Here is a 22,594-nt window from a genome sequence, read left to right as displayed (position 1 = left end):
GGCGGTCATCCCTTCGGGCAAGGGCAGGACCATATTTCGCCGTGCGCTACCGGCCGCCCTCGGCCGCTCGTCAAATGCAACGTGACGCACTGATCCGGCACTGTGGAAGGTTCTAGGTGGGTTCGTCGCCGTTGGCCGTCACCTTGGACTGGACTCCTTGGTGGCGGCCTTCCCTCGAACGCTCTTGATCTTGTCTGCTTCGTTGAGGGAGTTGGCTACTTCCAGCGCTTTGCACTGCCGCAGAGGGTCTTGGGCCATGAGTCTGTCTCGGGCTGTCGCTGCTCAGGATGCCTGATGACCGCCACTCATCCGCGATCTGCATCTGCTTCTTTACCTGACGTACGAGGCGAAGCTCCTGGCGGACCTTGGCCGACCGGCGTCAGCGCAGCTGGTCCGCGATCTGGCGTGCCGCCTCACGGGCGGGGCGGCCGACGCCGATGAGCGTGGCGGAGGCGGGCCCGGTCCAGTCGCCGTAGCCGAGCAGGTGCAGCCGGGGTTCGTCCACTGCTCGGGTTCCCGTGGTGGCGATGTGGCCGCGCGGGCCGCGCAGTCCCAGGGGGGACAGGTGGGAGAGCGCCGGGCGGAAGCCGGTGCACCAGATGATCGCGTCGGCTTCGGCGCGTGTGCCATCGGCCCATTCGGCGCCGCCGGGGATGAGGCGGGTGAACATGGGTGTGGCCTTGAGCAGGCCGTGGTCACGTGCCGCGCGTACCGGCGGGACGGCGACGATGTCACCCAGGGACGCCACTCCACCGGTGTCGGTCCCGCCCGCGTCGAGGGCGCGGCGGCGGGCGGTGGCCGCGTCGAAGAGGGCGCGGCCGTCGATGTCGTCGGCCAGGAAGCGCGGTGGGCGCTGGGTGACCCAGGTCAGCTCGGTGTCGTAAGCGAGGTCGGCGGCGATCTGTGCGCCGGAGTTGCCGCCGCCGACCACGATCACGCGGCGGCCCGCGAAGTCCTGGGGCCTGCGGTATCCGACTGTGTGCAGTTGCTCGCCGCCGAAGTCCCGGCGCCCGGTTACGGCGGGCAGGAAGGGCCGCCACCAGGTGCCGGTCGCGCTGATCACCGCCCGCGCGTGCCACGTCCCGGAGTCGGTCTCCACGCGCAGGACTTCGCCGTCCCGGTGCACGCCCGTGACGCGCACCGGTCGCTGGATCGGCAGGTCGTAGCGCTTCTCGTAGTCGCGCAGGTACGACACGACGTGCGCCGCATCCGGATACTCCTCGCCCTCCTGGGCCGGCATGAGCCACCCCGGCAGCGAGGAGAACGCGGCCGGGGAGAACAGGTGCAGCGAGTCCCAGGTGCGCTGCCAGGCGCCGCCCGGCGTGGACTGGGCGTCGAGGATGACGAAGTCCACGCCGAGGCGGCGCAGGTGGTAGGCGGCGGCGAGACCGGACTGGCCGCCGCCTATGACCACGACCTGGAGCGATTGCTTCACGCGGCGGGCTGTTCGGGAGTGTTCCGGCCCGGCATGAAGATGAGCGCCACTAGGGCCAGTCCCACTACGGCACCGACCAGTTGCATCCCGATGAACGCCGGTACGGAACCCGGCGCGATGCCCGCGAAGGTGTCTGTGAAGGCGCGGCCGATCGTCACCGCCGGGTTGGCGAAGGACGTGGACGAGGTGAACCAGTAGGCGGCGCCGATGTACGAGGCGACGGCCACGGGAGCGAAGCGCAGCCGGTCCGTGCGTGCCAGGCCGAAGATCAGCAGGATCAGGCCGGCAGTCGCGATGACCTCGCCGAGCAACAGGTGTCCCGCCGAGCGGTCATGGGTGGACCACTTGACCAGCGGCTCGCCGAACATCGCGTCCGCAAGTACGGCACCCGCGATCGCGCCGACGATCTGGGCCGGGATGTAAACGGCCGCCTCGCGAAGGGTGACTCCGGCGCCGCCGCGCCGGGCGCTCCACCACTCGGCCAGCGTGACGGTGGGGTTGAAGTGCGCGCCGGACACCGGACCGAGCAGAACGATCAGGACGCCGAGGCCGAAGACCGTGGCGAGCGAGTTGGCCAACAACTGCACGCCGACGTCACGAGTCAGGTCGGTGGCCTGGATACCGGAGCCGACCACGACCGCCACCAGGGCCGCGGTGCCGACCAGTTCGGCAGCGGCCCGCGCGACCAGCGGCGTACGCGGCGGGGTCGCCCCGGGCTCGGGCTGAGGCTTGGCCGCGGTTATGACGGACTCCGCTGCGCTCTCGTGGGTGGCGGTCAACATGACTCCTTGGTGCAGTCGCCTCAAGCGGCGCGGGTCAGGGGCAGGATCGCTTGTTGTCTGCGGCGGTACGAGCGGACTCGGCCAGGTCGGCGAACTGGCCGGCGAGCTGGGCGATGACGTCCGGACGCACCTTGTAGTACGTGAAGCGGCCGCATGGCTCGGTCTCGACGATCCCGGCCTCGCGCAGCACTCTGAGGTGGTTGGAGAGGTTGGTCTGCCTGGCGCCGGTCTCCTCGACCAGGTGCGTGGTGCACAGCGTCTCTTTGGCCAGCAAGGTCACGATTTGGAGCCTGAGCGGGTCGGCCAGCACCCGGATCAGGTCAGTGTCGACTGACGTCATCATGGGCTGATACTGTCACATCAGCGGTGGCTGACACCATCGGGTGCTGATGTGATCCATTCCCGTCCCTGTTGCGAGACAAGAGAGACCTCTGATGTCCGACAAGCCGTCCGTCCTGTTCGTCTGTGTCCACAACGCCGGCCGTTCCCAGATGGCCGCCGCGTGGCTGACCCACCTGGCCGGAGACCGCGTCGAGGTCCGCTCCGCCGGCTCCAACCCGGGCACGGGCGTCAACCCGACCGCCGTCGAGGCCATGCGCGAGGTCGGCATCGACATCTCCGCCGAGGTCCCCAAGATGCTCACCGTGGACGCGGTCAAGGAGTCGGACGTCTGCATCACCATGGGCTGCGGCGACACCTGCCCGGTCTTCCCCGGCAAGCGGTACCTGGACTGGCAGCTCGAGGACCCGGCGGGCCAGGGCGTCGAGGCCGTACGACCCATCCGTGACGAGATCAAGACCCTGGTCGAGGGTCTGATCAAGGAGATCGCCCCGGAGAAGACGGCATGAGCACCGAAGCCGCCGCAATTCCGTCGCAGGGCGGGCCCGCCGAGGACGTACGGGACGTCATCGTCATCGGTTCGGGCCCGGCCGGATACACCGCCGCCCTTTACACCGCCCGCGCTGAGCTCAAGCCGCTGGTCTTCGGCGGCGCCATCTTCGTCGGCGGCGCGTTGACCACGACCACCGAGGTCGAGAACTTCCCCGGCTTTCCGGAGGGCGTCGACGGCCCGGTCCTCATGGAGAACATGCGGGCCCAGGCTGAACGCTTCGGCGCCGAGATGATCGACGACGACATCGTCGCGGTCGACCTGACCGGGGACATCAAGACCGTCACCGACACGGCCGGGACCGTCCATCGGGCCAGGACCGTGATCGTGGCCACCGGGTCCGGCTACCGCAAGCTCGGCCTGCCGCGCGAGGACGAGCTGTCCGGCCGGGGCGTCTCCTGGTGCGCGACCTGCGACGGCTTCTTCTTCCGTGACCGCGACATCGTCGTGGTCGGTGGCGGCGACACCGCCATGGAGGAGGCCACCTTCCTCACCCGCTTCGCCCGCTCAGTCACTGTCGTACACCGCCGCTCGGTCCTGCGCGCCTCCCAGGTCATGCAGAACCGCGCCTTCGCCGACGACAAGATCTCCTTCGCCTTCGACAGCGAGATCGCGGAGATCAAGGAAGCGGACGGCAAGCTCGCCGGGGTCGTGCTCCGTGACGTCCTCACCGGCAAGACCCGCGCCCTCGACGCGACGGGCCTTTTCATCGCGATCGGCCACGACCCGCGCACCGAACTCTTCAAGGGCCAGCTGGAGTTGGATGACTCGGGCTACCTCAAGGTCGCCTCGCCCTCCACGCGTACGAACATCCCCGGCGTCTTCGCCGCGGGCGACGTCGTCGACCACACCTACCGCCAGGCCATCACCGCCGCCGCCAGCGGCTGCGCGTCCGCCCTGGACGCCGAGCGGTACCTCGCCGCCCTGAGCGACACGGGCGCCGGGCAGATCCACGCCGAGGACGACGAGCCGGTCGCGGCCGACGTCTGACCGCCCCTCCCCACCCGCAGGAGACAAGCCCTCATGGCTCTCAAGAACGTCACCGAGGACTCCTTCGAGCAGGACGTCCTCAAGGGCGACAAGCCGGTCCTGGTCGACTTCTGGGCCGCCTGGTGCGGCCCGTGCCGCCAGCTCGCCCCCTCCCTGGAGGCGATCGCTGCCGAGCACGGCGACAAGATCGAGATCGTCAAGCTCAACATCGACGAGAACCCGGGCATCGCCGCGCAGTACGGCGTGATGTCCATCCCGACGATGAACGTCTATCAGGGCGGCAAGGTCGTCCAGACCATCGTGGGTGCCAAGCCCAGGGCCGCGCTGGAGCGCGAGCTCGCCGACCACTTCGGCTGACGAGGACCGACGAGGCCGACGAGGACAAAGACGACGTCCTGCCTGCCCGCGGCGGGGGTGCCGCGCAGCACCCCCGCCGACTCACCGCAGCAGCACACCCGTTTACAGCCTCGGCTGAGGCGGCGCCCCGAGACATCGGTGGCCAGCAAGCGCATCGTCGCGATCGGCGGCAGCGAAGCCGGTATCAGCGCGGCGCTTCGAGCCCGCGCGCTCGACCCGGACAGCGAGGTCACCGTCGTGGCGGCCGACGATTACCCCAACTTCTCGATCTGCGGCATCCCGTACTACGTCTCGGGGAGGTGACGCACTGGAGCAACCTCGCCCATCGCACAGCCGCGGATCTCAAGGCCACGGGCATGCAGGTGCGTACGAACACCGTGGCCACGGCCATCGACGCCGCCGCAAAGCGCCTCGCTGTCCGCCGTGACGATGGGCCGACGGAGGAGCTGTAGTACGACGCCCTGATCGTCGGTCACCGACGACCAGCGGCTGCGCGTCGCTGTCGTTCTCCCTGCCGCCGGACATGAGCACCGGCGACAGCCCGGCCGCCGAGATCGACGGCACCGGAAAGCTGCCGAGCGACGGAGAGTTCGACGGCACCGGCGAGTGGATCCCGCTCGCGACGGGCGACGTCTCGCACGTACCGGGCATGACCGCCGCGGAGGTGTACGTCTTCACGCGCCTGGCCGCGGACAAGGCGGGCGCCACCAAGATGGACCGTCCGGAGGACGTAGAGCCCCACCCGTACACCGGCCGCGTCTACGTCGCGCTCTCCAACAACAAGGACCGCGGCGCCGCGGGCAAGGCCGGACCGGACGAGGCCAACCCGCGCACCGGCAACAAGCACGGTCAGATCCTGGAACTGGAGGAGCGCGGCTCCGACGCCGCCGCCAAGACCTTCCGGTGGAAGCTCCTGCTGGTCTGCGGTGACCCCGAGGACCCCTCCACGTACTTCGCCGGCTTCGACAAGTCCCAGGTCAGCCCGATCTCCTGCCCGGACAACGTGGCCTTCGACGAGTACGGCAACCTGTGGATTGCCACTGACGGCGCCGCCCTGGGCTTCCACGACGGCCTCTTCGCCGTCCCGGTCAAGGGCGCCGAGCGCGGACACGTGCAGCAGTTCCTGTCGATGACGAAGGGCGCCGAGTGCTGCGGCCCCATCATCACAAGGGACCGCATCCTGGTCGCGCCGCAGCACCCGGGCGAGACCGACGGTGCCACCGCGGAGAATCCGGGTTCGCGCTGGCCCGACGGAACGGGCAGCATTCCGCGGCGGCCGTCGGTCGTGACGGTGTGGGAGCAGAAGCGCCGGTAGCCCCGGCGTGGTCGCCTGCCTGGCAGTCGTCGGCTGCCGGGCAGGGCCCGCAACGTCCCGCTGAACCACCAAGCGGCGCGGGATACCTGGCTCCCATTGCGGCGTGCCTAACGGGGACACGGTCTCCTGGCGGCGGGCCAGGCGGCCGTCGGCCATCGCGGTGCTTCAGCAGACCCAGATGCGAGGGGCTGAGCAGCCAGGCCGCTGCCACCCAGCGGCGCCCCGGTTCGCGGTCCCGGGCCGGGGCGAACAGGCCGTGCAGGACGGTGAGCTGGGTCGGCGTCCGGGGCCGGCGGGCCGCCTGTCGCACCGACCGGTCAGCGGCCGGCCACAGGAAATGCGCGACGGCGTACGGTCTCCAGCGACCCTCTGGCACCAACCCCAGCAGGGCGTTGGTCGCCGCGGGCCTCGTATGTTCACCAGCGGGAGTTCGCGCTGCAGGGCGGCGCGGATACGAGGGCCTGGGTGATGGTGAGCGTGCTCGTCAGGATAAGCAGAGGGCCGCCGCGTACCGAGGGGTGGTACGGGGCGGCCCACATACTGAGCTGCAGGGCTCGGATCAGTCGAGCGCCTTCGCGGTCTTCGGCTCCGGGTCCGGCAGGCCGTCCTTGCGGCGCCGGACGAAGTCCAGGAAGGAGTTCATCTCGCGCTTGACGATGGGGGCGAGCAGGTAGAGGCCGATGATGTTGAACACCGACAGCAGGAAGAGCGCCGAGTCGGCCAGGCTGATCAGTGTGTCGAGGGAGAGCAGGGAGCCCGCGACGACGAACAGGCTCCAGATGGCCTTGAAGATGATCTCGCTGGTCTGGCTCTTGCCGAAGAGGTACGTCCACGCCTTGAGGCCGTAGTAGCCCCAGGTCAGGATCGTGGAGAAGGCGAACAGCAGCACCGCGATGGTCAGCATGTTCGGGAACCAGGGCAGTACGGTCTCGAAGGCGTCGGAGGTGATGGTGACGCCGCCGACGTCCTCGCCCGCGCGGGCCTCGGCCCAGCTGGCCGGGTCGGCGATGGCGATGGTCAGCGCGGTCATGGTGCAGATGACGACCGTGTCGATGAACGGCTCCAGCAGGGCGACCAGACCCTCGCTCGCGGGATGCTTCGTCTTGACCGCGGAGTGGGCGATCGGGGCCGAGCCCAGACCGGCCTCGTTGGAGAAGGCGGCGCGCTGGAAGCCGACGATCAGGGCGCCGATCACACCGCCGGTGACACCGTCGGCCTCGAACGCGCCCTTGATGATGCCCTGGAACGCGTCGGGCACCGCGGTGATGTTCACCAGGATGACGGCCAGGCAGGCCACGATGTACATGCCGGCCATGGCCGGGATCAGCTTGCTGGTGACCGAGGCGATGGAGCGGATGCCGCCGAGCAGGACGAGGCCGACCAGCGCGGCGACCACCAGGCCGAAGAGGATGGCACCAGCGGAGGAGGCCATGAAGCCGTCCTCGCCGCCGAAGGTCGAAGCGACCTGCGAGTAGCTCTGGTTGGTCTGGAACAGGTTGCCGCCGAAGAGGCCGAAGAAGAGGATCATGATGGAGGCCAGGACGGCGAGCACCTTGCCGAACTTGGCGCCGCCGCTGCCGAAGCGCTCGGCGAGCCCCTTGGGCAGGTAGTGCATCGGACCGCCGGAGACGGTGCCGTCCTCGTGCTCCTCGCGGTACTTCACGCCGAGGGTGACCTCGACGAACTTGGTCGCCATGCCGAGCAGGCCGCACAGGATCATCCAGAAGGTGGCGCCGGGGCCGCCGATGGAGACGGCGACGGCGACACCGGCGATGTTGCCGAGGCCGACGGTGCCGGAGACGGCGGCGGTCAGCGCCTGGAAGTGGTTGACCTCACCGGGCGAGCCCTCCTCGTCGTACTTGCCCCGCACGACGTCGATGGCGAGCTTGAACTTGCGTACCTGGATCAGCCCGAACCATGTGGTGAAGATCAGACCCGCGATGACGAGCCAGGCGACGATGAGCGGAAGGTCGGTGTCGCCGACGGGCACGGCGTAGAAGACGATCTCGCTGACTTTGGTGGCGACGGGTTCGAAGAAGTCGCTGACGGCGTCGTCGATGGATGTGGTGATGGACTCAAGTGACATCTGGCGTACCTCGGTGGGGCGGGGACGTGTTGGTGTGGTGCAGCAGTGGGGACGGATAAGGGGACGGTGTACACATGGCAAAGGCCGCACCATGAAGGAATTGGGAAGTCGTATCACGTTCTCTACGCGGCCTCGAGTGACCCAAGTCACGCAAAGGCGCCCCTGGGGCATAAACCCCAGGGGCGGTAATGCGATCGTTATCCGGATTTGAGCGCCCGCTGAGAGAACGCAACCTGAAAACGGCTTGACGGGTCAGTAGACAAAGGTGTGGACGGTCATGACCACGTGGAGTCCCCAGGTCACGGCATGATCGCCTCCTGAAGCTCACCCGGCCACAGATGCGCCATCACCATCGGCTTGCGCGGATCGTCGTCCGGCGGCCGGGTGAGGAGGCCGGTGCCCTCCTCGCCGACGACGTCGAGCCGGGAGCCGGTCACGAGCCGCACGTCGTTGAGGGCGCCCAGCCTGGACGTTCCCCTGCCACCTGCGGACTTCCCTCGGACGAGAGGTGATCTTCCTCGCGGCTTACATTCTGTGGGTAAAGTTGACGTAAAGGTGTGAAGCGGTCGCTTACGGTGCGTTGTACCAGTACGCCCCCGCTCGTTCGGCAGAGTTTCCCTATCCCAGGGGTACCGCGGCTGCCCCGTATCGGGGTCCAATGGTGAGAGTCAAGCCCTTCGCACCCGCACCGGTCAGAAGAGGCGCCCAATGGATCTATGGCTGATCTGGTTGATCATCGCAGCTGTGTTGGCAGTTGCGGAAATCTTCACCCTTACTGCTGCGCTCGGAATGCTGAGTGCGGCGGCGTTGCTCACGGCGGGGTCCGCCGCGGTCGGGCTGCCGCTGCCCTTCCAGTTCTTGGTTTTCACCATCGTCGCCACGGTCACCGTGCTTTTCGTGCGCCCCATTGCGTTGCGCCACGTGCTCCAGCCCCAAGTGGCGCGATTCGGTGTAGATGCACTGGTGGGCAGGGCTGCCTATGTCGTCTCGGAGGTGACGGGCCTGGGCGGCAGGGTCCGTATCGACGGCGAGGAGTGGACGGCTCGCGCCTACGACGAGACGCTGGTGATTCCTGCTGGAAAGACCGTTGACGTCATCGAGATCAGCGGCGCCACCGCGATCGTCTACCCACGGGACTGAAACCATGGATACCTCGGCGTTCTTGATTGCCGGCCTGATCGTCGCGCTGATCGCGGTTTTCACCGTGGTGCGGGCGGTCCGTATCGTGCCCCAGGCGCGCGCTCGTAATGTCGAGCGACTCGGCCGCTACCACCGGACCCTGAACCCCGGCCTCAACCTCGTGATCCCTTATATCGACCGTGTTCATCCGGTGATCGACCTGCGGGAGCAGGTTGTCTCCTTCAAACCGCAGCCGGTCATCACCGAGGACAATCTGGTCGTCGAGATCGACACCGTCCTGTATTTCCAGGTCACCGACCCGCGAGCGGCTTTCTATGAGATCGCGAGTTTCCTTCAGGCGGTTGAGCAGCTCACCGTCACCACTCTGCGCAACGTCGTGGGATCCATGGACCTGGAAAAGACTCTGACCTCCCGGGACACCATCAACAGCCAGCTCCGTGGCGTGCTGGACGAGGCCACCGGCAAGTGGGGGCTGAGGGTCAACCGGGTGGAGATCAAGGCCATCGACCCTCCGCAGTCCATCAAGGACGCGATGCAGAAGCAGATGCGTGCCGAGCGGGACAAGCGGGCCGCCATTCTCGGGGCCGAGGGGCAACGCCAGTCGCAGATTCTCACCGCCGAAGGCGACAAGCAGGCCGCTGTCCTGCGCGCGGAGGGTAACCGCACCGCTGCGATCCTCCAGGCCGAGGGCCGGTCCCGGGCCATCGACGAGGTTTTCCAGGCCGTGCATCGCAACGACCCCGATCCCAAGCTGCTCGCCTACGAGTACCTCCAGATGCTGCCCCAACTCGCGCAAGGCTCGGGCAGCACTTTCTGGGTGATCCCCAGCGAGGTCACCTCCGCGCTCCAGGGCGTGTCCCGCGCCTTCAGCGAGGTGCTGCCACAATCGCCGGCCACCCGCGAGAAGCCTTCGGACGACAGCGCCGCCCAGGCCGCCGACGACACGGCTCAGGCCGCGGAAGCCGCTGCCGCCGCCCTCGCCGACGCGGCCAAGGCCGATCGCGTCGCCTCCGACGCCCTCCCGTCCCACCCCCTCGCTGACCAGGGGTGACAATTGCCGAGCATCCATAACGTCATCGGCCGCCGTAGGGCATGATCGCCTGGAGGTTGCGGGTGCCCCCGGTTCCCGGCTGCCGTGACGAGGGCCAGTCGCGGGAAGGAGTCAGGACCCTTCCGGTCGGCTGAGCAGCTGTGCCCCGAGGACGGCCCGCACTTGGTGGGCATCATCACCGCGCGGGACGTCTCCCAGATCGTCCAGCGCCACGCACTCCGCGGCACGGAGAGCCGGTGAGCAGGGCGGGCATCCAACGGGCGGCCCAGGCCAATGTGCCGCGCCCGTCGGCGTACGAGCCTGCCCACCCACCTCATGGGACGCACCGGAGTGCCGGTGGTCCGGTGCAGTGCCCGTCGAGCAGTGAACGGAGCGTAGGGCACAGGGGTGCGGGTGCCGCCGGTTTCCATGACGCAGACGGGCACATCTCCCGCCGCCTTTCGACTTGACTGGTCGATGCGGACGGTGAAGGGCTGCGGCGGGTCGCCGGGCAGCTCCGCGGCCTGCATCATGCCGAAGCCTCGGTCGATTCGCTCAGGGTGCGGTTCGGACGGCCTCGGTTAAGGTAGCCCGCTGGGTCTTGGCTGTGGATGCTGATGGATCCTTTACCGAACGTTGGCGGGGCAGGAAGGCGGGGGTGTGGCGAAACGCGCGGTGCGGATAATGCAGTCGCTCTTGGCGGCGCATCCCGCTCGTACGGTGGTCATGGCTTTCGCGGCGGTGATCCTGCTGGGGACGGTGCTGCTGATGCTGCCCGTCGCCGCAGAGGACGGCCGGAGCGCCGATGCGGTGACGGCGCTGTTCACGGCCACGTCCGCGGTATGCGTGACGGGTCTGGTCGTGGTGGACACCGGCACGTACTGGAGTGGCCTCGGCGAGGGCGTGATCCTCGTGCTGTTCCAGATCGGCGGCTTCGGCATCATGACGATGGCCTCGCTGCTGGGTCTGCTGATCTCCGGAAAACTGCGGCTGCGGATGCAGCTGACCGCACAGGCGGAGACCAAGAGCCTGGACATCGGCGATGTGCGGCGGGTGCTGCTCGGGGTCGCCGGATGCACGCTCGCGGTGGAACTCGCGGTGGGCGCGATGCTGGCACTGCGGCTGCGCTTCGGCTACGCCGAGTCCATCTGGGACGCCACATATCTGGGGTTCTTCCATGCCGTGTCGGCGTTCAACAACGCCGGGTTCGGACTGCACGCCGACAGCCTCACGAAGTACGCGCAGGATCCGTGGATGACGCTGCCCGTCGCCGCGGCCGTGATTCTCGGAGGAATCGGTTTTCCTGTGCTGCTGGAGCTGCTGCGGCACCGCAACCGGGCCCGCGCCACGGGCCGGCGGCGCTGGTCGCTGCACTTCCGGCTGACGGTGATCACCACGGCCGTGCTGTTGTTCGCCGGGACGCTGCTGACGTGTGTGCTGGAGTGGACGAACCTGGACACGCTGGGCTCGTTCGACTGGGACAAGAAGATCCTCGCGGGCTTCTTCCACTCGGCGATGTCGCGTACCGCGGGGTTCAACGGTGTCGATGTCGGGGCGATGACGGATGCGACGCTGCTGCTGACCTGCATGCTGATGTTCATCGGCGGCGGCAGCGCGGGCACTGCGGGCGGCATCAAGGTCAGCACCTTCGCGGTGCTGGGTGCGGCAATGCTCGCCGAGGTGCGCGGTGAGCCCACGTCCGCGGTGATGGGCCGCAGGCTCGCGCCGCATGTGCTGCGGCAGGCGCTGACCGTGGCGCTGGCCGGCGTGGGCTTCGTGATGACGGCGACGCTGGCCCTGCTCGCCGTGGTCGACAAGCCCTTCGAGGAGGTGCTGTTCGAGTCGGTCTCGGCCTTCGGCACGGTGGGGTTGTCCACCGGCATCACCGCTGACCTGCCGACCGTCGGCCGTCTGATCGTCATCCTGCTCATGTTCGTCGGCCGGCTCGGCCCGGTCACCCTGGTCTCGGCGCTTGCCCTGCGCGAGCGCAAGCGCCGCTACGAGCTACCCGAGGAGCGACCTGTCATTGGCTAACTTCCTGCACTCCCTGCGCCGTCGCCGCCACAAGCGCCTCGCCGAGCACGCCGCCGCCTCCGGCCACGGTGACCAGCGCGTGGCCGTGATCGGCCTCGGCCGCTTCGGCAGCTCGCTGGCCCATGAGCTGATCCGGCGCGGCTGGGACGTTCTCGGCGTCGACACCGACCCGCACCTCGTCCAGCGGATCAGCGACGATCTCACCCACGCGGCGGTCGCCGACTGCACCGACCCCGAGACGCTGCGCCAGCTCGGCGTGCACGAGTTCAGCAGCGCCGTGGTCGGCATCGGCACCGACATCGAGGCCAGCATCCTGATCGCCTCCAACCTGCTGGAGGCGAATGTGCCCAACATCTGGGCCAAGGCCATCAGCCGTCAGCACGGCCAGATCCTCGAACGCCTGGGCGTGCACCACGTCGTCCTGCCCGAGCACGAGATGGGTGAGCGCGTCGCCCACCTGGTGACCGGCCGGATGCTCGACTTCATCGAGTTCGACGACGACTACGCCCTGGTGAAGACCGTCGCCCCGGCCATCTCCACCGGCCTGCCGCTCGGCGAGAGCCAGGTGCGCAGCAAGTACGGGGTGACGGTCGTCGGCATCAAGCGGCCGGGCGAGGGCTTCACCTATGCCACCGCCGAGACGGTCATAGAAAAGGGCGATGTCATCGTCGTCACCGGCAAGATCCGCGATGTGGAGTCCTTCGCCGAACTCAGCTGAGTCCTCCTTCTGGGCAGGGGCCGTGGCGACGGCATCGCCGGACCGGCGATCCCTCCTCCGACGGCCGTGGGCGGACAGGCCGGGAGCCGGTGCGCACATGCGCACATGACCAGTCCCGATCAGCTGTCACGAGGTGATGTGGGCGGGCAGGTCGGGAGCTGCGGGTGGGCGGCCCGGGGTGCTCTTGAGGGTGAGGACCATGGTCATGCCGCCGCCGGGGGTGTCCTCGGCGGTGAGGGTGCCGCCCATGGCTTCGGCGAAGCCGCGGGCGACGGCGAGGCCGAGGCCGACTCCGGCGCCGCGCGGGGCATCCCCGTACCGTTGGAACGGCTCGAAGATCCTCTCCTTGGCCTTGTCGGGCACGCCGGGGCCGCGACCTTCTCCAGCGAGGTACGGCGGGCGGAGACCACCAGGATCGGCACCCGGGCCCGACCGCGCATGGCTCTGATGAGGTCGATGCCGTCCGTGTCCGGCAGCCCGAGGTCGAGCAGCACCACATCCGGGGGGTGGGCGGCGGCCGACCGCAGGGCCGTGGCGCCGTCGGAGGCGGTGCCGACCTCGTACATCCGCGCCTTCAAACTGAGCGTCAGAGCCCGGACGATCCGCGGATCGTCCTCGACCACGAGTACGCGGGTCATCGAGGTGCCTCCGGCTTGTGTTCCTCATCGGTATTGAACAGCGACTCGACGAGTTCCAGGCGCAGTCGCTCCATGTCCTTGCGGAGCAGCACGGGTACCTGTCCGTTCCACGCCTCCGCCGCGTCATCCAGCGCCTCGGCGAAGGCTGCGCGTGCCCGCCGTCCCATGACGGCCATGGCGACGGGGAGCAGCAGGCGGGCGAAGGAGCGGCCCGTGACTCGTACCTTGACGGTGACTCGCCAGCGCCCGTCCTTGGCCGGACGCGGTACGACCGTCGCCGTGGCGCGGGTGAGCGGGTGGTGGAGGGTACCGGTGACGGGTGGGGCCGTGGGGCGGCCGAGGCCCGCGGCGGAGGGCCACCACGTGCCGAGGTCGAGGTGAAGGCGCCCGCTGCCGCTGATGTACTTCGTCCATTTGCCGCCGCTTGCCCGCATCTTCCCTGAGAGTTCCGCCTCCCGTGGCCGTTCGACGCTGGTGAGCCTGAGCGCGCAGGCCATGTGTGTGGGGTTGGGGGAGTCGTCGCCGAGGGTGACGATCTCCAGGGCCGTCTCCCGCCGCCGGTCCCAGGCCAGCACCGTGAGCGTCGCGTCGAGATCCGGCTCCCCGTCCTCGTCGCTCTCGGGGTGGTATCGGGCGCCTGGTTGCAGATGGCGTCCCTCGCCCAAGAGCAGTTCCGGCAGCGGACGACCGTCGGGCAGCCGCAGCCGCGCCCCGTCATCTTCGAGACTCTCTGCGAGGTCGTGGAGCATGAGGACGCATGACTCGAACCAGTGGCGGGGTACGGGGGCGAGTGTCACCGTGTGCTGAAAGCGGGCCATGCGCCAAGCGTGGCCGTCCGACGGCGCCGGGTCAGGGGGGCGGCCGGGCAGCGACGAGCCCGGTTTGGTTGCCGGTTTCCGGGCCTTCGCGCCGGTGTTCCAGGTGATCCGGCGATTGTCTGTTCAGTCGGTACGGGCCGCCGTGTTCGCCGAGCCGGCGGGCGGGTTTGCCGCGTCGGCCGACCGCGCCCAGAGTGCGGGCGGGCTTCATTTCCTGGGCCGGACTGCGCGGCGCCGGTAGGTGCGTGGGTGCGTGGTGAGGCGTGTCAGGAGGGCGACGCTCGTCTCCTGGAGTTCTCCTGCATCTTGATGCGCCGGTGACGCTTTCTTAGCTGGGACCGGCATCGAGGCTCGGGAGAATACTGCCGGGTTCCGGCAATGCGGGGGCGGGTCTCCCGCAGGCAAGATGTCCCCAGGGGGAGCCACAGGCAGCCCCGGTGCTCGATACCGGCAGGGACGTCGGTCCCGGCACCGGGGCCCGGTCCTCCCCACAGGCCAGGTGTGATGACGTGATGAGCGGGGGTGGACATGCGGGCCTTTCTTGAAGCGGCTACCGGCTTTCCCACCCTCTTGTTCACCGCCGCCCTCGTCGTGGTCGTCGGATTCTGGGTTCTCGTCGCTTTCGGCGCGGCCGGCTCCGACAGCTTCGACGCGGATGCGGATGCGGACCTCGATGCCTGGGGCATGGGCGGGGTGCCGGTGGCGGTCGCGTTCTCACTGCTGACCGTGCTCGCCTGGTTCCTCAGTCTGGGTACGGCGATCCTGCTGGATGCGTACGTGCCTTCGGGCATCCTCGGCGGGCTGCTGCGCCTGGTTGTGCCGCTCGGGGTGCTGCTCGCCGCCTGGCGGCTGACCCGCCTGCTCGTACGGTCGCTGCGCCACCTCTTCCCCGACGAACCCGAGCCTCCCCGGCACACCGAGGCCCGCATCGGCGACGGCACGACATTGCCGGATGCCGCCCACGACGTCGAGGAACCCTTGCGCCCCATGCCGCATGCGGCCGTGCTCCACTCTCGAGATCGCGCCGACGCGCTCTGTCCGCGGGATCGCGCTGCCTGAGCCGCGTCGCCATCCGGAAGCGCCCCGGCGCCTTCCGCCCTCATCAATCAACTCCCTTATGCCTCAAGGACGTATGCCATGGATGCCATGACTATGGGTATCGGCGTGCTCGTCGCCGTTGTCCTGCTCGCCACGCTCGCCCTGTTGTTCGTCTTCTCCCGGCTGTTCCGCAAGGTGGAGCAGGGCAAGGCGCTGATCGTCTCGAAGATGCGGAAGGTCGATGTGACCTTCACCGGGCAGGTCGTGCTGCCCGTGCTGCACAAGGCCGAGGTGATGGACATCTCGGTGAAGACCATCGAGATCACGCGGGCCGGCCGGGACGGGCTGATCTGCCGGGACAACATCCGCGCCGACATCCGTATCTCGTTCTTCGTACGGGTCAACAAGACCGCCGAGGACGTCATCAGGGTCGCCCAGGCGATCGGCACGGCGCGGGCCAGCGACAAGGACACGCTGCAGGAGCTGTTCAACGCGAAGTTCTCCGAGGCGCTGAAGACGGTCGGCAAGCAGATGGACTTCACCGACCTCTACACCAAGCGCGAGGAACTGCGCTTCCGGATCATCGAGATCATCGGTATCGACCTCAACGGCTACAGCCTGGAGGACGCGGCGATCGACTACCTGGAGCAGACGCCGCTCTCCCAGCTCGACCCGGCCAACGTCCTGGACGCGCAGGGCATCCGCAAGATCACCGAGCTGACGGCCATCGAGCACGTGCGCACCAACGAGTTCCAGCGCACCGAGGAGAAGGAGATCACCCGGCAGAACGTCGACGCCCGGGAGGCCATCCTCGAACTGGAACGCCGCCAGGCCGACGCCGAGATCAAGCAGAAGCGGGAGATCGACACCGTACGGGCCCGGGAAGAGGCCGAGACGGCACGGGTGATGGAGGAGGAGCGGCTGCGGTCGCAGGGTGCCTTCCTGAAGACCGAGGAGCAGCTGGGCATCCAGCGCGAGAACCAGGCCCGTGAGGTGGCCGTCGCGCAGAAGAACCGCGAGCGGGTCATCGCCATCGAGAACGAGCGCATCGAGAAGGACCGTCTCCTCGAAGTCATCGCCCGGGAGCGGGAGACGCAGCTGACGCGGATCTCCGCCGAGAAGGAGGTCGAGGCGGAGAAGCGGGAGATCGCCGAGGTCATCCGGGAGCGGGTCGCGGTGGACCGTACGGTCGCCGAGCAGGAGGAGTCCATCAAGAAGCTGCGCGCCGTGGAGGAGGCCGAGCGCGGACGGCAGGCCGTGATCATCGCCGCCGAGGCTCAGGCGCAGGAGAAGCTGGTCAAGGACATCAAGGCGGCGGAGGCGGCCGAGCAGGCGGCCACGCACCGCGCGGCCGAGCAACTCACACTGGCGGAAGCAGGGTTGAAGGCCGCCGACCTGGACGCGCAGGCCAAGCTGAGGCTCGCCGAGGGCATCCAGGCCGAGGCGGCGGCCGAAGGACTCGCTGCCGTCCAGGTCCGCGACAAGGAGGCCGAGGTCATCGAGAAGGCCGGCCTCGCGGAGGCGGAGGCCACCGAGGCACGCCTCAAGGCGGAGGCCGAGGGTGCACGGGCGAAGGCCCTCGCCGAGGCCGAGGCGATCGGCGGCAAGCTGAAGGCCGAGGCGGCCGGGCTGACCGAGAAGGCCGCCGCGATGGCCGCCCTCGACGACGCGTCCCGCGGCCACGAGGAGTACCGGCTGCGCCTGGAGGCCGAGAAGGACATCCGGCTGGCCGGCCTGGACGTGCAGCGGCAGGTCGCCGAGGCACAGGCCACGGTGCTGGCGACCGGCCTGGAGAACGCCGACATCAACATCGTCGGCGGGGAGTCCGTCTTCTTCGACCGCCTCGTCTCCTCGATCGCGCTCGGCAAGAGCGTCGACGGCTTCGTCCAGCACTCCGAGACCGCGCAGGCGCTCGCGGGGCCCTGGCTGGACGGCACGTCGAGCTTCACCGACGACCTGAGCCGCGTCCTCGGCTCGGTCTCCACGGCCGACGTGCAGAACCTGACCGTCTCCGCGCTCCTGATGAAGCTGATGAACACGGGCGGAGCCAACGCCGGCCGACTGGAGCAACTCATGGACCGGGCGGGCGAACTGGGCCTGGCCGACCTGCCGCTCGCCGAGCTCAACGGCGGCGTCAAGGCCTGATCACCCGCCCCACGGGTCCGGAGCCGCCGCACAGGGGACGGCAGCTCCGGACCCCGCTCATTGAAGGGAAGCTGGACCATGGCAACCGGCCTGGACACCGGTACGTACGACGCGCTCGACACCGGCACGTACGAAGTGCTGCGCGACCGCCTCGCCGCGCAGGCCACCGAGCTCGCCCGGCGTGCCGAGGCGCTCAACGCCCGCCGCACCGAGGAGTTCGGCTCGACGCGGCTCGAACTCACCGGCACCGAGCGCATCCGCACCGAGCACAATTGCGTTCCGCGCGACATCGTCGCCGTCGGCGACCACCTGCTGTTCGGCTACAACGTGTTCCTCGGCCTCAAGCCGGAGACGACGGTGGCCGACGTCTTCGCGCTGCACGACCACGACCTGAACCGGCTGCCCGAGGACACCGTCCCAGGTCTCCTCGACGACCCGGCGTTCGTCAGGGAGTTCGCGGCCCTCTACCGCTACTACCGTCAGGCCCACCTCCTCCAACTGCGCCGAACCGACGGCAAGTTGCTGGCCGTGTTCCAGACCGGGGAGAAGGCCGGGGACATCCGTGTCCTGCGCTGGGCGCTGTCCGACGACGGCCGGGCGACCTTCCTGGACGCGCGCGGCGAGCGCGATCACGTCTTCCCGCCCTCCCACGACTTCGAGTGGACCGACGCGACCCGCGAGGACCACGTCCTCGGCCGCCACCCGCACGTGTCCGTCCAGGGCGAGGTGTTCGTCGAGACGGTCGGCGGCACCCTCACCGTCAAGATCGAGGACAACACCGAGACCGGGGAGGGGGTTTACGCCGAGCCGGTCGCCGAGCCGCTGCAGTCCCTCGCCGACGCGGACATCGCCCACGCGCGCGTGGGCGCCCTGATTCCCACCGGTACCTGGTGTTCAACACCCTCACCAAGGCGGTCGTACGCCTCGACGGCATCGGGCAGGCCTGCCGCCGCCTGCCCGAGGACCAGGGGATCGTCTTCCCGGGCGGCTACTGCCTGGCCGCGGGCGCGTACAAGACCTTCGACGGCACGGACACGGCCGACCTGGAGTTCGAGCGCGTGGTCCGCTCGCCCAACGGCGAGGACGTGCTGTTCGCGTTCCATGCGCGCGTGGAGGGCCGCAGTCTGCTGCTGCCCTACAACATGATCCGCAAGGAGGTCGCCACCCCGCTGTCCTGCCACGGCTGGGCACTGTTCGACGACGGCACGCTCATGGTCCTGCGCGCCGACAGCGACGAGCCGCAGCGCGTGCACCCCATCCAGCTGTGGCGTTCCCCGTACGTCTCCGACACGCACGCCGCCACCGAACCCACCGGCACCGGACCGCTGGCCCGCGTCGGCAACGCCGACCTCGTACGCGGCATCTCCGACTGCCTGTCCGTCACGCGCGCCGTCGCTGAGACGACCCCGACGACCGAGGTGTACGCGGCGCTGTCCGCCGCGTGCGTCCGGGCGGCGGACTCGTACCACTGGCTGGGCGACCCCGAACTCGGTGATCTACGCGCTCCGTTGGAGCAGGTGCGGGTCACCGCCGAGCAGGTGCTGGCCGAATTCGAGACCGTCCAGGAGCTGACCCGGCAGGCCGCCGACGCGCTGGGGGAGGCAGCCACGCGCATCGCCTCGCTCGTACGGCGCCTGCGGGGCGAGGCGCCACGGGACGCCGCCGCCTGGGTGAGCGGCCTGACCGAACTGCGCCACTCCCAGGGGCATCTGCTGACCCTGAAGGAGATGCGGTACGCGGACACCGCCCGCATCGACGAACTCGCCGCCGATGCCGAGGCGGACCTGGCCACGTTCGGGCAGCGCGCCGTCGCCTTCCTGGCCCGCGAGGACGCCTTCACCGGCCACCACCAGGACCTCGAGCAACTCGTCGCGGAGGCAGAGTCGATCACCACCGTCGCCGAGGCCGCACCCGTCACGGCCCGCCTCGACGAACTGACCGACGGGCTGCAGACGGTCACCGAGGTCGTCGCCGGACTCGACATCGGCGACGCCACGGTCCGTACGTCCATCCTGGAGCGCATCGCCGAGGTCCTGGGCGGCGTCAACCGCGCCCGCGCCATACTCGACGCTCGCCGCCGCGAACTCCTCGACCACGAGGGGCGCGCCGAGTTCGCCGCCGAGTTCGCGCTCCTCGGCCAGTCCGCCGCCGGCGCGCTCACGGCCGCCGACAGCCTGGAGTCCTGCGACGAGCAACTCGCCCGTCTGCTCGTCCAGTTGGAGAACCTGGAAGCCCGCTTCGCCGACTTCGACGACTTCCTCGGCGAGCTGGCGGACAAGCGCACCGAGGTCTACGAGGCGTTCTCCGCACGCAAGCAGACCCTCGCCGACGCCCGCGCCCGCCGGGCCGAACAGCTCGCCGCCGCGGCGTCCCGGGTCCTGGAGACCGTGGCACGCCGCGCCGCCACGCTCGCCGACACCGACGCGGTCAACACCTACTTCGCCTCCGACCCGATGGTCGCCAAGGTCCGGCGTACGGCGGACGAGCTGCGCGAACTGGGCGACCGGGTGCGCGCGGAGGAGCTGGACGGCAGGCTGAAGGCCGCCCGTCAGGAGGCGTCCCGCGCCCTGCGCGACCGCACCGACCTGTACGCGGACGGCGGCCGCACCATCCGTCTGGGCCGCCACCGCTTCGCCGTCAACACCCAGCCGCTCGACCTCACGCTGGTCCCGCACGACGGCGGTCTCGCCTTCGCCCTCACGGGCACGGACTACCGCTCACCGGTGACGGACCCGGAGTTCGCGGCCACCCGCCCGTACTGGGACCGGCCGCTGCCCTCCGAGTCCCCCGAGGTCTACCGGGCCGAACACCTCGCCGCCCGGCTTCTGGACGAGCACGGCCCGGCCGCACTGGCCCAGGCCGACGACCTCGCCGCCCTGGTACGGCAGGCCGCGGAGGCGTCGTACGACGAGGGCTACGAGCGTGGCGTCCACGACCACGACGCGACCGCTATCCTCGCGGCGCTGCTGCGGCTGCACGAGGGAGCGGGCCCGCTGCGGCACCGGTCTGCCGCCCGCGCCGCCGCCCACCTCTTCTGGGCCCACGGCACCGCTGACGACGAGCGCGCGGCCTGGACTCGCCGCGCCGTGTCGCTGGCCCGCGCCCGCGACACCTTCGGGCTCGCCCCCGCGATCGCCGACTTCGAGAGGGAGCTGGCGGAGTCGATCGGCGCGTGGGCCGGGACGCGTGCCGCGTTGGCGGGCTCCGTGGCCGCCGCGGGTGCGACGCGGAGTGGGCCGAGCGCCGAAATCGGCGCGGTAGCCGGTCCCGCCACGGTGGGGAGCGTGCAGACCGGACCCGCCACGGCCGGTGGGACGCCGACCGGGCACGCCGACCAAGCGCTCGCCGCCGCGTACCTCTTCGAGGAGCTGACCAGCGGCCCCGACGGGTTCGTCATCAGCTCGGCCGCGCGCACACTCCTCGACAAGTTCCGCCGTGCGGTGGGCTCTTCGGCGTACGACGAGGACCTCGCCGCACTCGACGACCTCACCGCACGCCGCCAGCTGGTGGAGGCGTGGCTGTCCGCGTACACCTCCGCCACCGGCACGGACCTCGACCCCGGTGACCTCGCCGAGGCCGTGGCCGCCGAACTCTGCCCCGACCTGACGCGCTACGAGTCCGACGCGCCGCTGACCGAGACGGTCGAGGGACTGCTGGGCTCCCACCCGCGCATCACCGGCCGTACGCTCACGGTCCGCATCGACGAACTCCTCGCCCGCACCGGCGATTTCCGTACCCGCGACGTGCCCGGCCACCGCGCCTACCAGCGGCAGCGCACGGCCCTGGTCGCCGCCGAGCGGTCCCGTGTCCGACTGGACGAGTACCGCCCGCGAGTGATGACCGCGTTCGTCCGCAATCGCCTCATCGACGAGGTGTACCTCCCGCTCATCGGCGACAACCTCGCCAAGCAGCTCGGCACGACCGGTGACGGCAAGCGGACCGACAGCGGAGGTCTGCTGCTGCTCATCTCGCCGCCCGGCTACGGCAAGACGACGCTCATGGAATACGTCGCCGACCGCCTCGGTCTTGTCCTGGTCAAGGTCAACGGCCCGGCCCTCGGGCACGCGGTCACCTCGCTCGACCCGGCCGAGGCCCCGAACGTCACCGCCCGCCAGGAGATCGAGAAGATCAACTTCGCGCTGGAGGCGGGCAACAACACACTCCTGTACCTCGACGACATCCAGCACACCTCGCCCGAGCTGCTGCAGAAGTTCATCCCGCTGTGCGACGCCACGCGCCGTATCGAGGGCGTAAGGGACGGCCAGCCGCGCACCTACGACCTGCGCGGCAAGCGCTTCGCGGTCTGCATGGCGGGCAACCCCTACACCGAGTCGGGCAGCCGCTTCCGCGTCCCGGACATGCTCGCCAACCGTGCCGACGTATGGAACCTCGGTGACGTCCTGACCGGCAAGGAGGACGCCTTCGCGGTCAGCTTCATCGAGAACGCCCTGACCGCGACCGCGGTCCTGGCGCCCCTCGCGGGCCGCGACCGCGCCGACCTCGACCTGCTGATCCGGCTGGCCTCGGGCGACTCCACGGCCCGCGCCGACGAGCTCACCCACCCGTACGCCCCCGCCGAACTGGAACAGATCCTCGCGGTCCTGCGCCACCTGCTCACCGCCCGCGAGACGGTCCTCGCGGTGAACGCGGCCTACATCGCCTCCGCCGCGCAGACCGACAGCACGCGCACCGAGCCGCCCTTCCAGCTCCAGGGCTCCTACCGCAACATGAACAAGATCGCCCAGCGCATCCAGCCCGTCATGAACGACGCGGAGCTGGCCGCCGTCCTGGACGACCACTACACGGCCGAGGCCCAGACCCTCACCACCGGAGCCGAGGCCAACCTGCTGAAACTGGCCGAACTCCGCGGCACGCTGACCGCCGAGCAGACGGCGCGCTGGGCCGAGTTGAGGGCCGCGTACGTCCGTACACAGGCTCTCGGCGGCCCGGAGGGCGACCCCCTCACCAAGGCTGTCGCCGCCCTCGGCCTGCTCGCCGATCGTGTCGCCGCCGTCGAGTCCGCCATCACGCGCGCCGCAGACCCTCGCCACCTCATGGCCAACCCCGGGGCCCGCCATGCGGTACGCCCGGCCCCTGGGCCGGCTTTGTCACGGACAGAGACATGACCCGCCGGCGTGCCTACTGTGGCTCGCATGGAAGGGCGCAGCAAGAAGAGTGG

At 69.6% G+C, this 22,594-nt stretch carries 17 protein-coding genes and 5 pseudogenes; 14 read left to right on the top strand and 8 right to left on the bottom strand.

What is annotated here, in order from left to right; genetic code table 11:
- Nucleotides 1-379 precede the first annotated feature (379 nt).
- Genes ABD357_RS31890 through ABD357_RS31880 form a run of 3 tightly spaced genes read right to left on the bottom strand, consistent with a single transcriptional unit; the run spans nucleotide 380 to nucleotide 2,560 of the window.
- Nucleotides 380-1,435 carry an ArsO family NAD(P)H-dependent flavin-containing monooxygenase gene (locus ABD357_RS31890; protein WP_344394500.1) on the bottom strand — a complete coding sequence of 352 codons (1,056 nt, stop codon included), beginning with the start codon at nucleotides 1,433-1,435 and terminating at the stop codon, nucleotides 380-382.
- Nucleotides 1,432-2,217 (bottom strand): aquaporin, encoded by a 786-nt coding sequence (locus ABD357_RS31885; RefSeq protein ID WP_344394499.1) that lies wholly within the window; start codon nucleotides 2,215-2,217, stop codon nucleotides 1,432-1,434. The genes ABD357_RS31890 and ABD357_RS31885 overlap by 4 nt, the downstream gene beginning before the upstream one ends.
- A 34-nt stretch (nucleotides 2,218-2,251) precedes the next feature.
- Complete coding sequence (locus ABD357_RS31880; RefSeq protein WP_344394498.1) at nucleotides 2,252-2,560, bottom strand: ArsR/SmtB family transcription factor; 309 nt, start codon at nucleotides 2,558-2,560, stop codon at nucleotides 2,252-2,254.
- A gap of 91 nt (nucleotides 2,561-2,651) precedes the next feature.
- Between ABD357_RS31880 and ABD357_RS31875 the strand changes: the two genes are divergently transcribed.
- From ABD357_RS31875 to ABD357_RS31850, 6 genes and pseudogenes are all read left to right on the top strand, one after another.
- A complete protein-coding gene (locus ABD357_RS31875) occupies nucleotides 2,652-3,065 on the top strand; it encodes an arsenate reductase ArsC (protein ID WP_344394497.1) in 414 nt (137 codons plus the stop codon).
- Entirely contained in the window at nucleotides 3,062-4,096 is a 1,035-nt protein-coding gene (gene trxB, locus ABD357_RS31870) for a thioredoxin-disulfide reductase (protein WP_344394496.1), read from the top strand. Before ABD357_RS31875 ends, trxB begins: the two co-directional genes overlap by 4 nt.
- A 33-nt stretch (nucleotides 4,097-4,129) precedes the next feature.
- Nucleotides 4,130-4,453: a thioredoxin gene (trxA, locus tag ABD357_RS31865; protein WP_344394495.1), complete on the top strand. Its 324-nt coding sequence runs from the start codon at nucleotides 4,130-4,132 to the stop codon at nucleotides 4,451-4,453.
- A gap of 138 nt (nucleotides 4,454-4,591) precedes the next feature.
- Nucleotides 4,592-4,756, top strand: coding sequence for a hypothetical protein (locus ABD357_RS31860; RefSeq protein ID WP_344394494.1), 165 nt, complete (start codon nucleotides 4,592-4,594; stop codon nucleotides 4,754-4,756).
- A complete protein-coding gene (locus ABD357_RS31855; RefSeq protein ID WP_344394493.1) occupies nucleotides 4,753-4,905 on the top strand; it encodes a hypothetical protein in 153 nt (50 codons plus the stop codon). Before ABD357_RS31860 ends, ABD357_RS31855 begins: the two co-directional genes overlap by 4 nt.
- Before the next feature lie 77 nt (nucleotides 4,906-4,982).
- Nucleotides 4,983-5,768, top strand: a pseudogene (locus ABD357_RS31850) (PhoX family protein); the annotation flags it as partial.
- 559 nt (nucleotides 5,769-6,327) lie between these two features.
- On the opposite strand, the gene ABD357_RS31845 reads toward ABD357_RS31850, so the two are convergent.
- Together ABD357_RS31845 and ABD357_RS31840 are read right to left on the bottom strand one after the other, a co-directional pair.
- A complete protein-coding gene (locus ABD357_RS31845; protein WP_344394492.1) occupies nucleotides 6,328-7,854 on the bottom strand; it encodes an alanine/glycine:cation symporter family protein in 1,527 nt (508 codons plus the stop codon).
- Between the two features lie 299 nt (nucleotides 7,855-8,153).
- Nucleotides 8,154-8,318 (bottom strand): annotated as a pseudogene (locus ABD357_RS31840) (DUF2017 family protein); the annotation flags it as partial.
- A 244-nt stretch (nucleotides 8,319-8,562) separates the two neighbouring features.
- Between ABD357_RS31840 and ABD357_RS31835 the strand changes: the two are divergent.
- From ABD357_RS31835 to ABD357_RS31815, 5 genes are all read left to right on the top strand, one after another.
- Nucleotides 8,563-8,994, top strand: a complete 432-nt coding sequence (locus ABD357_RS31835; protein WP_344394491.1) for an NfeD family protein — start codon at nucleotides 8,563-8,565, stop codon at nucleotides 8,992-8,994.
- Nucleotides 8,995-8,998: 4 nt separating this feature from the next.
- On the top strand, nucleotides 8,999-10,045 hold the full coding sequence (locus tag ABD357_RS31830) for an SPFH domain-containing protein (protein ID WP_344394696.1): 1,047 nt from the start codon (nucleotides 8,999-9,001) through the stop codon (nucleotides 10,043-10,045).
- 84 nt (nucleotides 10,046-10,129) lie between these two features.
- Entirely contained in the window at nucleotides 10,130-10,285 is a 156-nt protein-coding gene (locus ABD357_RS31825) for a hypothetical protein (protein ID WP_344394490.1), read from the top strand.
- Nucleotides 10,286-10,708: 423 nt separating this feature from the next.
- Nucleotides 10,709-12,058: a TrkH family potassium uptake protein gene (locus tag ABD357_RS31820; protein WP_344394489.1), complete on the top strand. Its 1,350-nt coding sequence runs from the start codon at nucleotides 10,709-10,711 to the stop codon at nucleotides 12,056-12,058.
- On the top strand, nucleotides 12,051-12,776 hold the full coding sequence (locus ABD357_RS31815) for a potassium channel family protein (protein WP_344394488.1): 726 nt from the start codon (nucleotides 12,051-12,053) through the stop codon (nucleotides 12,774-12,776). Before ABD357_RS31820 ends, ABD357_RS31815 begins: the two co-directional genes overlap by 8 nt.
- 126 nt (nucleotides 12,777-12,902) lie before the next feature.
- Here the strand turns inward: ABD357_RS31815 and ABD357_RS31810 are convergent.
- The 3 genes and pseudogenes from ABD357_RS31810 to ABD357_RS31800 form a co-directional block, all read right to left on the bottom strand.
- Nucleotides 12,903-13,151 (bottom strand): annotated as a pseudogene (locus ABD357_RS31810) (sensor histidine kinase); the annotation flags it as partial.
- Nucleotides 13,145-13,414, bottom strand: a pseudogene (locus ABD357_RS31805) (response regulator); the annotation flags it as partial. The pseudogenes ABD357_RS31810 and ABD357_RS31805, both read right to left, overlap by 7 nt.
- On the bottom strand, nucleotides 13,411-14,232 hold the full coding sequence (locus ABD357_RS31800) for a hypothetical protein (protein ID WP_344394486.1): 822 nt from the start codon (nucleotides 14,230-14,232) through the stop codon (nucleotides 13,411-13,413). The pseudogene ABD357_RS31805 and the gene ABD357_RS31800, both read right to left, overlap by 4 nt.
- A gap of 528 nt (nucleotides 14,233-14,760) precedes the next feature.
- Between ABD357_RS31800 and ABD357_RS31795 the strand changes: the two genes are divergently transcribed.
- The 3 genes and pseudogenes from ABD357_RS31795 to ABD357_RS31785 all read left to right on the top strand — a co-directional run bounded on the left by ABD357_RS31795 (nucleotide 14,761) and on the right by ABD357_RS31785 (nucleotide 22,541).
- Nucleotides 14,761-15,291 (top strand): hypothetical protein, encoded by a 531-nt coding sequence (locus ABD357_RS31795; RefSeq protein WP_344394485.1) that lies wholly within the window; start codon nucleotides 14,761-14,763, stop codon nucleotides 15,289-15,291.
- A 78-nt stretch (nucleotides 15,292-15,369) separates the two neighbouring features.
- Complete coding sequence (locus tag ABD357_RS31790) at nucleotides 15,370-17,415, top strand: SPFH domain-containing protein (protein ID WP_344394484.1); 2,046 nt, start codon at nucleotides 15,370-15,372, stop codon at nucleotides 17,413-17,415.
- 78 nt (nucleotides 17,416-17,493) lie between these two features.
- Nucleotides 17,494-22,541: pseudogene (locus tag ABD357_RS31785) on the top strand (DNA repair ATPase).
- Nucleotides 22,542-22,594 lie beyond the last annotated feature (53 nt).

Source organism: Streptomyces vastus (assembly GCF_039532825.1).
In the GTDB taxonomy this organism is placed as follows: domain Bacteria; phylum Actinomycetota; class Actinomycetes; order Streptomycetales; family Streptomycetaceae; genus Streptomyces; species Streptomyces vastus.
Note: the sequence above shows the minus strand (reverse complement) of the source record. Positions and strands in the feature narration are given on the sequence as shown.

What these genes read in the sequence shown, in the direction of transcription:
- ABD357_RS31875 (WP_344394497.1), top strand. Translation starts at nt 2,652, where the DNA reads ATGTCCGACAAGCCGTCCGTCCTGTTCGTCTGTGTCCACAACGCCGGC.
- trxB (WP_344394496.1), top strand. Translation starts at nt 3,062, where the DNA reads ATGAGCACCGAAGCCGCCGCAATTCCGTCGCAGGGCGGGCCCGCCGAG.
- ABD357_RS31790 (WP_344394484.1), top strand. Translation starts at nt 15,370, where the DNA reads ATGGATGCCATGACTATGGGTATCGGCGTGCTCGTCGCCGTTGTCCTG.
- ABD357_RS31800 (WP_344394486.1), bottom strand. Translation starts at nt 14,232, where the DNA reads ATGGCCCGCTTTCAGCACACGGTGACACTCGCCCCCGTACCCCGCCAC.
- ABD357_RS31845 (WP_344394492.1), bottom strand. Translation starts at nt 7,854, where the DNA reads ATGTCACTTGAGTCCATCACCACATCCATCGACGACGCCGTCAGCGAC.
- ABD357_RS31880 (WP_344394498.1), bottom strand. Translation starts at nt 2,560, where the DNA reads ATGATGACGTCAGTCGACACTGACCTGATCCGGGTGCTGGCCGACCCG.
- ABD357_RS31885 (WP_344394499.1), bottom strand. Translation starts at nt 2,217, where the DNA reads ATGTTGACCGCCACCCACGAGAGCGCAGCGGAGTCCGTCATAACCGCG.
- ABD357_RS31820 (WP_344394489.1), top strand. Translation starts at nt 10,709, where the DNA reads ATGCAGTCGCTCTTGGCGGCGCATCCCGCTCGTACGGTGGTCATGGCT.
- ABD357_RS31830 (WP_344394696.1), top strand. Translation starts at nt 8,999, where the DNA reads ATGGATACCTCGGCGTTCTTGATTGCCGGCCTGATCGTCGCGCTGATC.
- ABD357_RS31795 (WP_344394485.1), top strand. Translation starts at nt 14,761, where the DNA reads ATGCGGGCCTTTCTTGAAGCGGCTACCGGCTTTCCCACCCTCTTGTTC.
- ABD357_RS31835 (WP_344394491.1), top strand. Translation starts at nt 8,563, where the DNA reads ATGGATCTATGGCTGATCTGGTTGATCATCGCAGCTGTGTTGGCAGTT.
- trxA (WP_344394495.1), top strand. Translation starts at nt 4,130, where the DNA reads ATGGCTCTCAAGAACGTCACCGAGGACTCCTTCGAGCAGGACGTCCTC.